Consider the following 14,856-nt stretch of genomic DNA (forward strand, 5'->3'; position numbering starts at 1 on the left):
CGCTCACGAGAAGGTCGCGGGAGAAGTGCGGGGAGATCGCGGGGAGGTGCGGGAAGATCGCGGGAGAAGTGCGGGGAGGAGCCGATCAGGACTCGGGCGACCGCAGGACCCGCAGATGGCCGCGGCGCGCGACCTCGCGCGGGTCGCCCTCCCGGCCGCCGTGTCCGCTCCCGGCTCCGGAGCCTCCCGAACCGGACGCCGCCCCCGCAGCGCGCTCATGCGGGCGTGCGGCCTCACGGACCGCGTTGGCCAGCGCCTCCAGATCGTCACCGCTGGGCCGCGTCGGACCGGTGTCGATGGCGAGCCGGACGACCTCCCAGCCACGCGGGGCGGTCAGCCGCTCCGAGTGCTCCGAGCACAGGTCGTAGCAGTGGGGCTCGGCGTAGGTGGCGAGCGGCCCGAGAACGGCGGTCGAGTCCGCATAGACGTACGTCAGCGTCGCGACGGCGGGGCGGCCGCAGGCGGTGCGCGAACAGCGACGTACAGGGCTCACGACGTTGGACGGTACCGCACTCTTGAGCGGGCCGCGACGACTCTCCACCAGCTCACTCCGCCGTGTCGTCCTGGTTCGCCCCGTGCACCCGAAACGTGAACTTACCGGTTGACCAGCACGGACTTCCGGCACGGCAAAAACCGCCGGCAACGAATCCGGTCAGCACTCGAACCGAGACGGATCATCCTGGGCCAGAGAAGCGACGCAAGAGACGTCCGTTTTTGGACCCAAGCATGGCTGGAATGCTCATTCGGCGACATCCGGCACGGCTGTCCGCTAAGCGCACGGGGAGCGGGCGGGCGACGGCTACCCTCGTGAGTGATGACCAGGCCCGTACATCCCCATCAGTCCGAGCCGCGCCCTCGCCGTCGCGACCGCCACGGACGAGGTATGCGCGGCCCTATCGCGCCGCCCCAGGTGCCGCTCTCGGTCAGCCGCGCGGAGTCCTTCGTCGATCTGGTGCAGGACTCGGCCGAGCGGCTGGAGAGACGCTGGCCACAGCTCTCCGGAGTGGACTTCACGGTGCTGGAGGTGCCCACGTCGGGGCTGGGCGGCCCGGGGTCGGGCGGGGGCCCGGACGGGCACGGCGGACCGGACGGCTGGGACGGCGAGTCCGTGCCGCTCGGGCGCTTCATCGCGGCCCGCGGGGACACGCCGGACCGGATCGTGATCTACCGCCGCCCGGTCGAGATCCGGGCGAAGAACCGGGACGAGCGGGCGCTGCTGGTGCACGAGGTCGTGGTCGAGCAGGTGGCGGAGCTGTTGGGGCTGGCCCCGGAGTCCGTGGACCCGCGGTACGGACAGGAGTAGCGGGCAGCGGCCCCTCTCGAGACGCGACGTGCCCCGAGGCGCGGGCTGCCCCGGGCGGGCCGCGAACCCCCGTGCCAGGCCCCGGCGCGGGCCGCAGGACCCCAAGCCCCAGGGCCCAAGCCCCAAGCCCCAGGCCCCAGGAGCGGCCCTAGCCGCCCCCGGGTGCGGCCCTAGTCGTCCCCAGGTGCGGCCCTAGTCGTCGTTGAGCAGGGACAGGTCCTGGCCCGCCTCGGGCACCGCGACCACGCCCCGGTCGTCCGGCAGCGACTGGATCGTGAACATCGGCACCCCGCCCTGCGGCAGCGCCAGCATCCGCGAGGCGTGCACGGGGCCGCCGGAGAGCCGCTCGACCGTCACCGCGTACGGGCCCCTGCCCGAGGCCGGGCGCGGCGGCTCCAGAGCCTGGGTGGTGCCGCCCTTGACCTCGTAGGTCTTGCTGACCGGGCTGCCGCCGCCGGCGCCCGCGGAGGCGGTGATCCGCACCTTGGCGGTCGCTCCCGGCGCCACCAGGGAGAGCGTCGAGCCCTTGGCGCGGTTGTCGGCCGCGGTGGCGCTGCGCTCGATCGCGCCGGTCGCGGGGATGAACGCCGTCTCCTGGTCGCTCCCCTTGCCCCGGGTCACCTGGAGTCCGGCCACCACCGGCGTGGCCGGACCGTCGCCGCCCTCGGGGGTGAGCAGCAGCGAGCCGGGCTCGCCCTTGGTCACGTCGCCGAGGTCGATCGCGGTCGTCATCCCGCTCTTGACGTGCAGTGACTCATGGCCGGCGGGGGTGATCGAGTTGTTCGGCCCGGCCAGCCGCACCTTGAGGTCCGCGTCGTCGGCCCCGGGCGCGAAGACGACCAGGCGCGCCGAGGTGGTGTCCTTGGGGATGCCGGGGATCGCCACGCGCGTCGAGGGCACCGCGGAGGCCGGAAGCCAGTCGCTACCGGCCTTCTGGTCCACGGCCTGTACGGCGGCGCCGAGCCGGCCGGTGCGGGCCGTCACGCGGAGGGAGGCACTGGCCGCCCGCTGGTCGGTGAGGGTCGAGAGCAGGACCGGCACGGTGGAGCGCGGCGGGACCGTGATCGACTCGTCGGTCGAGGGCTTCAGCCGGCCGCTCGGTCCGTAGAGCTTCAGGTCCACCTCGGCGGCGGCGTCGTCCGGGTTCGTCAGGTGGACGAAGTCCTGGCGGTTCCGGTCGGTGCTGACGCCGGGGAACCAGAAGTCCGTGTCGGGCGCCGTGCACGCGGTGCCCAGGATGCCGCGTCCGCTGCCGGCGTCGATCGTGGTGGTCTGCTGGACGGTCCAGCCGGGCGCGAAGCGGCCGTCGGCGGTGCCGATGAGCGCGGGGGCGCCCTCGCTGTCCACGTCGGTGGTGACGGGCTTACCGGGCTCCTTCAGCGGCAGTACGGGCTTGTCGCCGCCCGGGGACGCCTGGCTGCCCTTCTTGTCGTCCTTACCGTTCTTGTCGTCCTTACCGCCGTCATCGCCGCCGGGATCCGCCACGTCATCGGCGGGGTTCTGTGCAGGCAGCAGTTCGGCGGTGCCGTCCTTGGCGTCCACGCCGTCCCGCTTGGGCGTGTAGGCGGTGTAGGTGGTGCTGCTCACCTCCGAGGAGGAGGGCGTCGGGCACAGCAGCGTCGAACGCTGCACGGGCAGCCGGGTGGCGGCCTTCGCGGCGGAGTCCGTGTCATCGGAGGAGCCCCCGGTGAGGGCCGCGACGCCGGTGACGGCGGCCAAGGCCGTGGCGGCGCCGATCAGGGACAGGGTGGTGCGGTTCATCGCTGCTGCTCGCTCCCGTCGCGGCGGTCCTCGGGGTCGGCGCCGCCGTACGTCGTATCGCCCTGCGGGGGGTGGCCGCCGTCGGGGTAGGGCTGCTGCTGGTCGTAGCCGTAAGGGTCGGTGTACTGGCCGCCCGCGTACGGGTCCGCCGGGTACTGGCCCTCCTGGTACTGGCCCTCCTGATAGCCCGCCGGATAGCCGGTGTCCTGATAGCCGCCCTGGTAGTCACCGGCCGGGTACTGGCCGCCGGGGTACTGACCCGGGTAGCCCTCGCCCTGGTACTGCTCGCCTTGGTACTGCTCCTCCTGGTACTGACCGGCCGGGTACTGGCCGTATCCGGCGTCGGCGTACGTCTGGGCGTCCCACTGCTGCCCGTACTGCTGCTGGTGCGGTACGGCCTGCTGCTGATGCGGTACGGCCGCGTACGGGTCACCGGTGGCCGTCTGGTCGCCGTACGGATCGTTCGCCACCGCTTGGTCGCCGTAAGGATCGTTCGCCGCTGCCTGGTCGCCGTAAGGATCGCCCATGGCGGCCGGCTCGGCGGGCGGCTGCAGCGGTGGCTCGCCCGGCTGCGGGGGAATCTCGTCCGGCCGCGGGGGCATCGCGTCCGCGGCGGCCGGATCCGCGTCCGGCCGCCCCTGGGTGGCCTCGGCCTGTACGGCCTGCGCCTCCGCGGCGGCCCGCAGCCGCCGCGCCCGGCGTCCGTCGCCCGCCAGGTCCTCGGCGGTGATGACGGAGGCCGCGGCCTCCGCGTCCGGCAGGTCGTCGTCGACGTTCCGGCGGCGGCCCGGCAGCGCGAGCACCAGCAGCACGACCGCGAGCAGCCCCTGCGCCCACACCCACGCGGTGTGCGTGATGGGGGTGTCGTAGGTGAGGTCCAACCGGCCGCCGGTCGCCGGGAGTTCGAAGCCCTGCGCCCAGCCGTCGACCGTCGTCGCCTTCAGCGGCTTGCCGTCGAGCGTGGCCTGCCAGTCGGATGCGGACCGGTCGGCGATCCGCAGCACCCGCCCGGCCGTGCCGTCCGGCACCGTGGTGTGCGCTTCGACCGGGCCGGACGCCACATGCACCGGCTTGGCCGCCGCCCCGCCCGCCGGGCGGCCCGAGGACTCGGCCGGGACGATGGAGACCCGCGAGACCCGCTGGTCGACCCGCCACAGCACCCCGCCGTGCTCCCGGCTGAGCTGGGTGAGGCCCGGGGTCGCGTTCAGCACCCGCTCCATCTCGGACGGCGCGCCCTTCTGGACGTACACATAGCGCACCGCGTAGCCGCCGAGCTGACGGGTCTGGTCGGCGCCGGAGCCCGCGATCAGATTGGCCACGACACCGTCGAGCCGGGTATCGGCGCCGCCCGCCGCCGCGAGTTCGCCCTCGCCCAGCCGGGCGCCGGAGCCGCGCACCAGGGCGTAGTCGGCGTGGGCGGCGCTGCTGCCGCCGCCGAGCACCAGGGTGCGGGCCTGGTCCTCGGTGGCGCTCTCGGCCGCCACGAACGCCGGAACCTGCGAGGGGTCGCGCCGCTCCACCGGGCCGTCCGCGCCGCTCACCATCCAGCTGACGGCGGCGTACAGCGGCGCGGCGACCGTGGCGACCGCGATCAGCAACGCCACCGGCTGGCGCCAGCCGAAGTTCTGCGCCGCGACCCGCTCGCGTGCGTTCTCCGCGCCCACCACACCGGCGGTCAGCAGCGCCAGGCCGTAGACGAGGGTCGCGGGCCCGGCCCAGCCGGAGCCGCCCGTGAACGCCGCGAAGAGGAAGCCGGTGAGCGCCACGACCCACGCGGTGCGCACCACCGTCTGCCGCTCCCCGCGCATCAGGGCGGCGAGGGCGGCGAGGACGAACCCGAGCAGCAGCAGCGTGCCGCCGCCCTTGGGGCCGCCAGGGCTGAGCGCGAGCAGGTCCAGGGCGGACGCCGAGCCGGCGCCGCGGTCCAGCCCGGCCTCCTCGAGGAAGCGGGCGGGGTCGGTAAGGAGATCCAGCGACCAGGGGGCGAGCACGACGAGCGGGGTGACGACCACGGTCAGGAACCGCAGCCCGTATCCCATGAGCTGCTCGGTGCCGCTCTGCCGGTGGCGCAGGACGAGCACGCCCGCGCCCAGGAGGAGCGCCATCGGCCAGACGACCGGGGTGAAGGCCATGGTGAACGTCAGCAGCAGCGCGTACGCCCACGCCGCCCGCCAGCTCGGCAGCCGCGTCCCATTGCTGGTGAACCCGCTCGCGGCGGCCGCGGCCCGGGCCATCAGCGGCAGCAGTACGGCGAGTACGGCGGTGCCGAGCCGCCCGCCCGCGAGCGCCCCGGTCGCGGCCGGGAGGAAGGCGTACGCGACGCTTCCCCAGGCGCGCAGCAGCCGGGACTCGACCAGCGGCCGCGAGGCGAAGTACGCGATGAACCCGGCCAGCGGCACCGAACAGACCAGCAGCAGGGTCAGTGTGAAGCCCGTGGAGCCCAGGAAGACCGTGCTCAGCGCGGCGAGGGCGGCCAGATACGGCGGCGCGGACTGCGTTCCGCCGGTGCCGACCGGATGCCAGCCGTCCACATAGCTCGACCAGAGCTCGGAGACATGCGCGGGCGCGGGCAGCAGGGCGCCGCCCGCGAGCGCGCCCGCACCGAGCAGATCCCGGCAGGCGACCAGCGAGACCACCAGCAGGACGAGGAAGAGCATCGGCCCGGGCTTGCGCGCGATCCGCTTGAGCCGGGCGAACTGCTCGATCTCCAGGAAGTCGGCGTCATCGCCGCCAGGCCCGGACTCGACCGCGCCGTGCCGCCCGCCGGAGGACAGTTCGGGCTCGGAACGGCCGCCTATATTGCTGGCGACCTGCTCGACCGTCGCCCTTACGGTCGCGCCGGGCGGCGGGAACAGCGGCCGCAGCTCGCTCGGCTCCGTCGCGGGGCGGCCTCTGCGCTTGCGCGCGGCGAGGATCCGCCCCGGCCGCAGCAGGATGCCGAAGAGACCGGCGACTTCGTCCAGGGCCTGCCCCGGCACCTTGCCCACGAGATAGGCCAGGGTGCGCAGCAGCGTGCCGAACAGAAGCCGCAGCATCACATAGGGCAGCAGCGCGCCACGGGTGTTGACCAGCAGGGTGTAGACGGCGCCGGCCTTGTCCACGCGATGGGGGTTCGCCACGGAGCGCCCCACGCAGTCGATGGGCCGCCGCTCGCGCGCCGACGCCTCCGCGTGCCGCAGTACGGCGTCCGGAGCGATCAGCACCTGGTGGCCGGCCGCCTGGGCGCGCCAGCACAGATCGACGTCGTCCCGCATCAGGGGCAGCCGGGCGTCGAAACCGCCCAGCTCCTCCCACACATCGCGGCGCACCAGCATGCCCGCGCTGGACACCGACAGCACGGGGCGCACCTGGTCGTGCTGGCCCTGGTCCTGCTCGCGCCGCTCCAGACCGGTCCAGCGGCGGCCGCTGCGGGCGATACTGACGCCGACTTCGAGCAGCTGCCGGCGGTCGTACCAGCCGCGCAGCTTGGGGCCGACGATCGCGGGCTCGCGGTTGGCGGTGAGCTCGGCGTCGACGACCCGCAGCAGCTCGGCCAGCGCGTCGGGCTCGGGCGCGCAGTCGTCGTGCAGCAGCCACAGCCACTGGACGGGCTCGCCGTGCGGCAGCTCCGGCAGGTCGTACGCGTCATCGCGCCAGGTCCGGTTGACGGGGTCCCAGCCGCTGGGGCGCTTGAGGTAGGTGAGCTCCTCGGGGCCGAGTACCGGCGCCGCACGGACCGCCTCGGCGACGGCCGTGCCGAAGCCGCTGCGGCGCGCCATATGCAGCACCCGCTCGTCGCCGAGGGCCGCGGTGAGCAGCCGGGCGGAGTCGTCGGCGCTGCCGGTGTCGGCCGCGATGACGCTCTGGACGGGGCGCTCCTGGCCGAGCAGACCGGACAGCGCGTCGGGCAGCCAGCGGGCGCCGTCGTGGGCGACCAGGACGGCGGTGACGACATGACGCGGATAGGCCGGTGTCTGCACCGGTTCTTGAGCGGGCGCAAACGCGGCGTTGGCGGCCGGATATTGGGCCGCCTGGTGGCTGTGCACGGACATCGAGGTACGGGCCCCGGTTCGCTGGACTGCGGTGGACGCGCGCGCCCCCTGGGGGCGTTGGAGCGTCTCGGACGGGGCCCCACACTAACGGCTGTGTATGCGACCGGTCCGCCTCCCGTCACCATGCGGGCGGGGGGCGGACCGGTCGGGGTGGCTCACTCCGCCGTGAACTGTGCGGATATGTCAGCGCGGGCCATACGGTTGCGGCAGGGCTGAGGGGGCCGACGGGGCCCTCGAGCCGGGCGGGGCCGACGGGCGCCACGAGTCGGCGCGGCCGACGGGCCCCACAAGCCGACGGGGCCGACGGGGCCCACAAGCCGACGGGGCCGACCGCACGGACAGGTCCGACGGGTCGACGGGTCCGGCGAGTCGGACGGGTCCCGCGGCGGGTGTCAGACGGCGGCCTTCTTCAGTCGGCGGCGCTCGCGCTCGGACAGACCACCCCAGATGCCGAACCGCTCATCGTTGGCGAGGGCGTACTCGAGGCACTCGGAACGGACCTCACAGGCGAGGCAGACTTTCTTCGCCTCACGGGTGGATCCGCCCTTTTCCGGGAAGAACGATTCCGGATCGGTCTGGGCGCACAGCGCGCGCTCCTGCCAACCGAGCTCCTCGTCCGCCTCTTCGACCAGCAGTTGCTGGAACAACTCGGTCATGTGCGCCCCTCGTCTGTCTTTGCGTCCCCGTGCCTGATGCCGTCGATGAAGCGGCAGAACGACACGAGTGAAATTACAAGTGTGCCGATCCGGGCCAGTCAAGCCGAGATCTGCTATTGGGCCTCTTATTCACTCTGCGGAACCAAGGCTGCGCGGAAAGTGTTCAAATCGGCCTAAACGCGACACCCTCCCCATCCGACGCCCGAGTCCCTCCTCTCACGCCCACTGAGGAGGACGCCGCCGACGCCGGTCCCGTTGCATCGCACGGGAGATGGGGCGGGGTGGCGCAGGGGTCGTGCGGGGATCGTGCAGGGGTCGTGCGGGGGTGGTGCGCGTCGATGCGCGTTGATGCGCCGTCTCACCGGTACAACGCGCGCACAAACCTTTCTGCCTCCATAGCGACCGGATGAGGTGAACCTTGAGCTGAAACGTGAGATCAAGTTGACAGCGGCGCGGCGATCCGGGTCTCCTTGGTCGCATGTCAGTGACCCACGCGCCCCTGCCGACCCGTGACCACGGGTTCCGCTGCGCTGTGCAGGCTCGCTGTCGCTGTTCGAGCTGTTGATGCCCTCCGAGCTCCAGCTTTCTCCGCGTTTCCCTCGCTTCGCCTACGGCGTCTCGTCCTGAGACCACGTTCGCACCGCACTTCGCGCCCCTACCGCTACCGCGTCCCTACGGCGCACCTCTCCGCGCCCTTCCCGCCGAGGAACCCCCGCCATGAACAGCGACGTCCAGATCGCCGGTGACCCGCTCGCCATCCCGCATCTGCTGCCGCCCGTACCCGCGCACCCCTCCACCGTCTCCGCCTTCGCCGGCCTGGCCCGCACCATCGCGGCCGACCGCGACGGCTGGGCGTCCCTTGTCCAGTACGACGCCACCAGCCGCTGGTACCACCGGCTGCGCACCGGCCCCGGCTATGAGGTGTGGCTGCTCAGCTGGGTGCCCGGACAGGGCAGCGGAGCCCATGACCACGGCCGCTCCTCCGGAGTGCTGACCATGCTCCAGGGCCAGCTCACCGAACGGGTGGGAACGCGCGGCGTCCGGCATGCGCTGCGCGCCGGCGCACAGCGCGTCTTCGCGCCCGGTTATGTGCACGACGTCGTCAACGACGCCCTCGAACCGGCCGTCAGCCTGCACATCTACTTCCCCGGGCTGACCGAGATGCCGCCGCACCCCACCCAGAGTGCCGAGTCGTCCGCCCCCACCGCCCCTGTCGCGGCCCCCGGCGCGCTGGACGTCCCGGGTCGCTGAGCCGCCCCGAACGCCCGCGATGTCCGGGGCTGCTGCCAGACTGTCTCCCATGCGCATTGTGGTTCTGGCAGGCGGTATCGGCGGCGCCCGTTTCCTTCGCGGTCTGATGTCGGCGGCTCCGGACGCCGACATCACCGTCATCGGGAACACCGGCGACGACATCCACCTCTTCGGTCTCAAGGTCTGTCCCGACCTCGACACCGTGATGTACACCCTCGGCGGTGGCATCCACGAGGAGCAGGGGTGGGGCCGGGCCGACGAGACCTTCGCCGTCAAGGAGGAGTTGGCGGCGTACGGGGTGGGGCCCGAGTGGTTCGGCCTCGGCGACCGCGACTTCGCCACGCACATAGTCCGTACGCAGATGATCGGCGCGGGCTATCCGCTGAGCGCCGTCACCGAGGCGCTGTGCGCCCGGTGGCAGCCGGGGGTGCGGCTGCTGCCCATGACGGACGACCGCGTCGAGACCCACGTCCTGATCGACGACCCGGACGCCCCGGACGGCGAGAGCCGTAAGGCCGTCCACTTCCAGGAGTACTGGGTGCGGCTGCGCGCCTCCGTGCCCGCCCACGCCGTCGTTCCCGTCGGCGCCGACCAGGCCAAGCCGGCGCCCGGCGTCCTGGAGGCCATCGCCGACGCCGACGTCGTCCTCTTCCCGCCGTCCAATCCGGTCGTCAGCGTCGGCACGATCCTCGCCGTGCCCGGCGTGCGCGAGGCCATCGCCGATGCCGGGATCCCGGTCGTGGGCCTGTCCCCCATCGTGGGCGACGCGCCGGTGCGCGGCATGGCCGACAAGGTGCTCGCCGCCGTCGGCGTCGAGTCCACCGCCGCCGCCGTCGCCAAGCACTACGGCTCCGGGCTGCTGGACGGCTGGCTCGTGGACACCGTGGACGCGGGCGCGGTCGATGAGGTCGAGGCCGCCGGGATCCGCTGCCGGGCGATCCCACTGATGATGACGGACCTCAAGGCCACGGCGGCGATGGCGGCCGAGGCGCTGGTGCTGGCGGAAGAGGTGCGGGGATGAGCGCGTTGCGGGACGGGGCGGGTGGCGTGTCGGGTGACGCGGCGCAGGAGCTGCCGTCGTATCAGGTGTGGGCGCTGCCCGGTATGCCCGAGGTGCGGCCCGGTGACGACCTCGCCAAGCTCATCGCCGACGCCGCGACCTCCGGCGGTCTGCCGGGGCTCGCGCACGGCGATGTGCTGTTGGTCACCTCCAAGATCGTCAGTAAGGCGGAGGGGCGCGTCGTCGAGGCGACCGACCGTGAGGCGGCCATAGACGCCGAGACGGTGCGGGTCGTGGCGCGACGCGGCCGCACCCGGATCGTCGAGACCCGCCACGGCCTGGTCATGGCCGCCGCCGGGGTCGATGCCTCCAACACCCCGTCCGGGACCGTCCTGTTGCTCCCTGAAGACCCCGACGCCTCGGCGCGGGCGATCCGGGCCGGGCTGCGGGAAGTGCTCGGCGTGGAGGTCGGCGTCATCGTCACCGACACCTTTGGTCGACCGTGGCGGACTGGGGTCACCGACGTCGCCATCGGGGCGGCGGGGGTGCGGGTCCTGGACGATCTGCGCGGCGGCGTCGACGCGTACGGAAACGCGCTGAGCGCGACTATCGTCGCCACCGCCGATGAGCTGGCCGCGGCGGGTGACCTGGTCAAGGGCAAGGCCGGGGGGTTGCCGGTGGCGGTGCTGCGGGGGCTTCCGCAGGTGGTGGCGTTCGAGGGGCTGGGCGACGGGTCTGAGGGGCTCGGTGGACCGGATGGGCTTGGCGGACCGGATGGGCTTGGCGGGTCTGATGGGCTTGGCGGGTCTGACGGGCAAGGGGTCGATGAAGGTGCGCGGGCGTTGGTGCGCGGTGCCGCGGACGACATGTTCCGGCTGGGCACCTCCGAGGCCGTACGGGAGGCCGTGACGCTGCGCCGTACGGTCCGGGAGTTCACCGACGAACCGGTGGACGGCGCGGCGGTGCGGCGCGCGGTCGCCGCCGCCGTCACCGCGCCGGCGCCGCACCATACGACGCCGTGGCGCTTCGTTCTGCTGGAGTCGGAGGAGTCGCGGACGCGGTTGCTGGACGCGATGCGGGATGCCTGGGTCGCCGACCTGCGGGGGGACGGCTTCTCGGAGGAGAGCATCGCCAAGCGGGTGCGGCGCGGCGATGTGCTGCGCAAGGCGCCGTACCTGGTGGTCCCGTGCCTGGTCGCGGACGGCGCCCACACCTACCCCGACCCGCGTCGGAACACGGCGGAGCGCGAGATGTTCGTGGTCGCGGCGGGTGCCGGGGTGCAGAACCTGCTGGTCGCGCTGGCGGGTGAGGGGCTGGGGTCGGCGTGGGTGTCATCCACGATGTTCTGCCGCCCGGTGGTGCGTGAGGTACTGGGTCTGCCGGACGACTGGGACCCGATGGGCACGGTCGCGGTGGGCCAGGCGGCAGTTCGGCCGACGGCGCGGCCGGAGCGGGGGGTCGAGGGGTTCGTGGTGGTGCGGTAGGGCGGCGGGTCCGGGTCCGGGGGCGGATCCGGGGGGCGGGTCCGGAGTTGCCGATGCCGCGGGTGAGCTGAGTGGAGCGGTTGTGCGGGCTGGTTGTACGTGGCGGTTGTGCGTGCCGGTTGTGCGGTGGGGTCGTGTGCGCGGGGGCAGGGGGGCGCGCGTTGTGCGGGGTGGGGGCACGGGTGCGGGAGCGTTTACTGGGGTGCGCCGCGGGGTTGCCCCGGGGCGGGGGCGCCCTTGAAGGCGTGGTGGGGTGTGTGGTGGGTGTGGGTTCCGCTGTGTGCGGGTGCGTAGTGGTTGCTGGGGTGCGCCTGCTGTTCGTGACGGGTGGCGGGTGACGGGTGGCGGGTGCGGGGTCTCCGGGGCGGCGCCCCGGACCGTATCTTTACGGCGCCGTTGGCCGGGGGCGTTGAGTTGGTCGGGGATGGGCGCCACACATACACGTAAGCGTCCAGGACACCACCCCTGCGACCCCGCCCCTCCCGCCGTCTCGTCGGCGGCTCCCCACCGGTGGGCGCGGGGCGCCTGCCCGTCCCACGTCCAGCCCGGAGGCCGGGTGCTGGGCGGGAGTGGGAACGGCCCCCACCCCCCTGCCGTCATCTCGCGGCCATCCGCCGGGGGCACCGGGCGCCTGCCCGTCCCACATTCGGCCCGGGGACCGGCCGGGCGGAGGGAGCGACCCCGCCCCCTCCCGCCGTCTCGTCGGCGGCTCCCCACCGGTGGGCGGCGGGGCGCCTGCCCGTCCCACGTCCAGCCCGGAGGCCGGGTGCTGGGCGGGAGTGGGAACGGCCCCCACCCCCCTGCCGTCATCTCGCGGCCATCCGCCGGGGGCACCGGGCGCCTGCCCGTCCCACATTCGGCCCGGGGGCCGGCGGGCGGGGGAAGCGGCCCCGCCCCTCCCGTCTCGTCGGCCGCTCCCCCACCGGTGGCACCGGGCGCCTGCCCGTCCCACGTCCAGCCCGGAGGCCGGGTGCTGGGCGGGAGTGGGAACGGCCCCCACCCCCTACCGTCTCGTCGGCGTCCGCGCCCTGGTGGCACAGGCCGCTTGTCCGTTGTGCGTTCAGCCCGGGGGCCGGCGGTTGGGTGGGGGGTGGGAGCGACCTCCCTTCCGTCGTCCCGTGGCTACCCACCGGTGGCACAGGACATCTGCCTGTCCCGGGTTCAGCCCGGGGTTGCTGGATGGACGAGGGGAGTGCCCCTTCGGTGCATGGCAGACGGATCGATGCCCGGGGGCTACATCGTCCGGAAGTCTCGGACCGCGAAGCGGGGGGCGCGGCGGGGTGGGGTGCGGCCGGACAGGAGGATCAGCCGGGTCGCGCGGTAGCGCTGGCCCGCGTAGGGGGCCAGGAGTTCGAGCATCGCCTCGTCGTCCGCACCCCGCTCTCCAGTGAGCGCGTAGCCGACGATCTGCGGCAGATGCAGATCCCCGACCGTGATCGCGTCCGGGGTGCCATTGCTGCGCTGCAGGGTTTCCGCCGCCGTCCAGGGCCCGATGCCCGGGATCAGTTGCAGCCGGGCGGAGGCGGTGGCGAGGTCCATGGACGTCGCCTCCTCGAGCCGTCGGGCGACCCGGACGGCCCGCAGGATCGTCGAGGAGCGCTTGGTGTCCACGCCCGCGCGGTGCCACTCCCACGACGGGATCAGCGCCCAGGTACGCGGATCGGGCATGACCCGCATCCGCATCCCCTCGGCCGGACCGGGCGCGGGCTCGCCATGGCGCTGGAGCAGTAGCCGCCAGGCGCGGTACGCCTCGACGCCGGTGACCTTCTGCTCCAGGATCGAGGGAATCAGGGATTCCAGGACCAGCCCGGTGCGGATGAGCCGGAGACCGGGGTGGCGGCGGTGCGCCTCGTGGACGAGCCTATGGCGGGGCACGAACGCGGACGGGTCGTCGTCCGCTCCGAGGAGGGCGGGCAGGCCGTCCAGCAGCCACTCCGCACCCGGCCCCCAGGCCCGGCCCTCGACCTGCGCACCCTTGCGCGCGATCCGTATGGTCCCGGGCCCGACCGGTGTCCGGCTCGCCCGCCAGAAGGCGCCGTCCGCGCCGACCTGAAACGCGGGATCCCCTGGGCCTCGCTGCAGCACGCCGAGGTTACGCGCGAGGTCGCAGGGCCCTGAAGGGCTCCAGGTACGTCTCACACACACCCCGCCACCCTACGACCCACCGCGCGTGCGAGGGGCGACCCGCCCCGGGGCTGCCAGGCAGGTGGCCTGTGCCACCGGGCGCCCCCGTCACTGGTCGGACGAGAAGCGGACCGCCCCCGCCGGGATGTCCGCGCCGCACCACACCCGTACGCCGTCCCGCAGCTCGTTGTCCGGGCCCACCAGCGCGCCGTCGCCGACCACCGCGCCCTGCAGCACCGTACGGGCGCCGATGCGTGCCCCCGCGCCGACCAGCGAGTCGCGCACCTGGGCGCCCTCCTCCACGACGGCCCCCTCCAGCACCGTGCTGCCGTCGATGCGCGCGCCCGCGCCCACCCGGGCCTGTGGGCCGATGACGGTGCCGCCGGTCAGCTTGGCGTCGCCCGCGACCGAGGCGCTGTCCAGGACGAGGCGGTCGCCGCAGCGCCCGGGGACGGCCGGGGAGGGGGCCCGGCCGAGCACCAGGTCCGCGGACCCGCGGACGAAGGCCTGGGGGGTGCCGAGGTCGAGCCAGTAGGTGGAGTCGACCATGCCCTGCAGATGCGCGCCCGCGGCCAGCAGACCGGGGAAGGTCTCGCGTTCGACGGAGACGGGGCGGTCGGCGGGGATGGTGTCGATGACCGAGCGGTTGAAGACGTACGCGCCCGCGTTGATCTGGTCGGTGACGATCTCCTCGGGGGTCTGCGGCTTCTCCAGGAAGGCGGTGACCCTGCCCTGTTCGTCGGTGGGCACCAGCCCGTACGCGCGGGGGTCGGGGACCCGGGTGAGGTGCAGGGAGACATCGGCACCGGTCGTGCGGTGGTTGTCGACGAGGGCGCGGATGTCGAGGCCGGTGAGGATGTCGCCGTTGAAGATCAGTACCGGGTCGTCGGGGCCCGAGCGCAGCCGGGAGGCGACGTTGCGGATGGCGCCGCCGGTGCCGAGGGGTTCCTCCTCCGTGACGTACTCCAGGTGCAGACCGAGCGCGGAGCCGTCACCGAAGTACGGCTCGAAGACCTGCGCCAGATAGGAGGTGGCGAGCACGATGTGCTCGACCCCGGCGGCGCGGGCGCGGGCGAGTTGGTGGGTCAGAAACGGAACGCCGGCCGCCGGGACCATCGGCTTGGGAGTGTGCACCGTCATCGGGCGCAACCGGGTTCCCTTGCCGCCGACCAGGAGGATCGCCTCTGGCGATGGCGTTGCTGGCGCAATGGTCACGTAACGTCTCTGCTTCCTGCTGGGGCTCGCC

Annotated in this window: 10 protein-coding genes; 4 read left to right on the forward strand and 6 right to left on the reverse strand. The window is 73.6% G+C overall.

Translation table 11 applies throughout. The features are described from left to right. Nucleotides 1–85: 85 nt before the first annotated feature. Nucleotides 86–541, reverse strand: coding sequence for a DUF3499 domain-containing protein (locus AS97_RS19575; RefSeq protein WP_014061193.1), 456 nt, complete (start codon nt 539–541; stop codon nt 86–88). 342 nt (nt 542–883) lie between these two features. Between AS97_RS19575 and AS97_RS19580 the strand changes: the two genes are divergently transcribed. Next, nucleotides 884–1,303, forward strand: a complete 420-nt coding sequence (locus tag AS97_RS19580; RefSeq protein WP_059149238.1) for a metallopeptidase family protein — start codon at nt 884–886, stop codon at nt 1,301–1,303. A gap of 192 nt (nt 1,304–1,495) precedes the next feature. Here the strand turns inward: AS97_RS19580 and AS97_RS19585 are convergent, their stop codons facing one another. The 3 genes from AS97_RS19585 to AS97_RS19595 all read right to left on the reverse strand — a co-directional run bounded on the left by AS97_RS19585 (nt 1,496) and on the right by AS97_RS19595 (nt 7,751). Beyond that, complete coding sequence (locus tag AS97_RS19585; RefSeq protein WP_210565367.1) at nt 1,496–3,064, reverse strand: DUF5719 family protein; 1,569 nt, start codon at nt 3,062–3,064, stop codon at nt 1,496–1,498. Continuing rightward, entirely contained in the window at nt 3,061–7,095 is a 4,035-nt protein-coding gene (locus tag AS97_RS19590) for a glycosyltransferase family 2 protein (protein WP_185930217.1), read from the reverse strand. Before AS97_RS19590 ends, AS97_RS19585 begins: the two co-directional genes overlap by 4 nt. Before the next feature lie 392 nt (nt 7,096–7,487). Next, entirely contained in the window at nt 7,488–7,751 is a 264-nt protein-coding gene (locus AS97_RS19595; protein WP_004952403.1) for a WhiB family transcriptional regulator, read from the reverse strand. A 717-nt stretch (nt 7,752–8,468) separates the two neighbouring features. Here AS97_RS19595 and AS97_RS19600 point away from each other — a divergent pair. The 3 genes from AS97_RS19600 to AS97_RS19610 are packed head-to-tail and all read left to right on the forward strand — an operon-like array spanning nt 8,469 to nt 11,486. Beyond that, complete coding sequence (locus AS97_RS19600) at nt 8,469–9,002, forward strand: cysteine dioxygenase family protein (RefSeq protein WP_059149241.1); 534 nt, start codon at nt 8,469–8,471, stop codon at nt 9,000–9,002. A 49-nt stretch (nt 9,003–9,051) separates the two neighbouring features. After that, entirely contained in the window at nt 9,052–10,023 is a 972-nt protein-coding gene (gene cofD / locus AS97_RS19605) for a 2-phospho-L-lactate transferase (RefSeq protein ID WP_086711577.1), read from the forward strand. After that, the gene (locus AS97_RS19610; protein WP_210565368.1) at nt 10,020–11,486 is read left to right on the forward strand and encodes a coenzyme F420-0:L-glutamate ligase; all 1,467 of its coding nucleotides are present in this window, start codon (nt 10,020–10,022) and stop codon (nt 11,484–11,486) included. The genes cofD and AS97_RS19610 overlap by 4 nt, the downstream gene beginning before the upstream one ends. 1,233 nt (nt 11,487–12,719) lie before the next feature. Here AS97_RS19610 and AS97_RS19615 read toward each other — a convergent pair. Beyond that, nucleotides 12,720–13,631: a DNA-3-methyladenine glycosylase gene (locus tag AS97_RS19615; protein ID WP_125761872.1), complete on the reverse strand. Its 912-nt coding sequence runs from the start codon at nt 13,629–13,631 to the stop codon at nt 12,720–12,722. An 87-nt stretch (nt 13,632–13,718) separates the two neighbouring features. Beyond that, on the reverse strand, nt 13,719–14,825 hold the full coding sequence (locus AS97_RS19620; protein ID WP_079059458.1) for an NDP-sugar synthase: 1,107 nt from the start codon (nt 14,823–14,825) through the stop codon (nt 13,719–13,721). Nucleotides 14,826–14,856: the final 31 nt, after the last annotated feature.

It is taken from the genome of Streptomyces sp. AgN23 (genome assembly GCF_001598115.1).
In the GTDB taxonomy this organism is placed as follows: domain Bacteria; phylum Actinomycetota; class Actinomycetes; order Streptomycetales; family Streptomycetaceae; genus Streptomyces; species Streptomyces antimycoticus.

What these genes read in the sequence shown, in the direction of transcription:
- AS97_RS19580 (WP_059149238.1), top strand. Translation starts at nt 884, where the DNA reads ATGCGCGGCCCTATCGCGCCGCCCCAGGTGCCGCTCTCGGTCAGCCGC.
- AS97_RS19590 (WP_185930217.1), bottom strand. Translation starts at nt 7,095, where the DNA reads ATGTCCGTGCACAGCCACCAGGCGGCCCAATATCCGGCCGCCAACGCC.
- AS97_RS19600 (WP_059149241.1), top strand. Translation starts at nt 8,469, where the DNA reads ATGAACAGCGACGTCCAGATCGCCGGTGACCCGCTCGCCATCCCGCAT.
- cofD (WP_086711577.1), top strand. Translation starts at nt 9,052, where the DNA reads ATGCGCATTGTGGTTCTGGCAGGCGGTATCGGCGGCGCCCGTTTCCTT.
- AS97_RS19610 (WP_210565368.1), top strand. Translation starts at nt 10,020, where the DNA reads ATGAGCGCGTTGCGGGACGGGGCGGGTGGCGTGTCGGGTGACGCGGCG.
- AS97_RS19595 (WP_004952403.1), bottom strand. Translation starts at nt 7,751, where the DNA reads ATGACCGAGTTGTTCCAGCAACTGCTGGTCGAAGAGGCGGACGAGGAG.
- AS97_RS19585 (WP_210565367.1), bottom strand. Translation starts at nt 3,064, where the DNA reads ATGAACCGCACCACCCTGTCCCTGATCGGCGCCGCCACGGCCTTGGCC.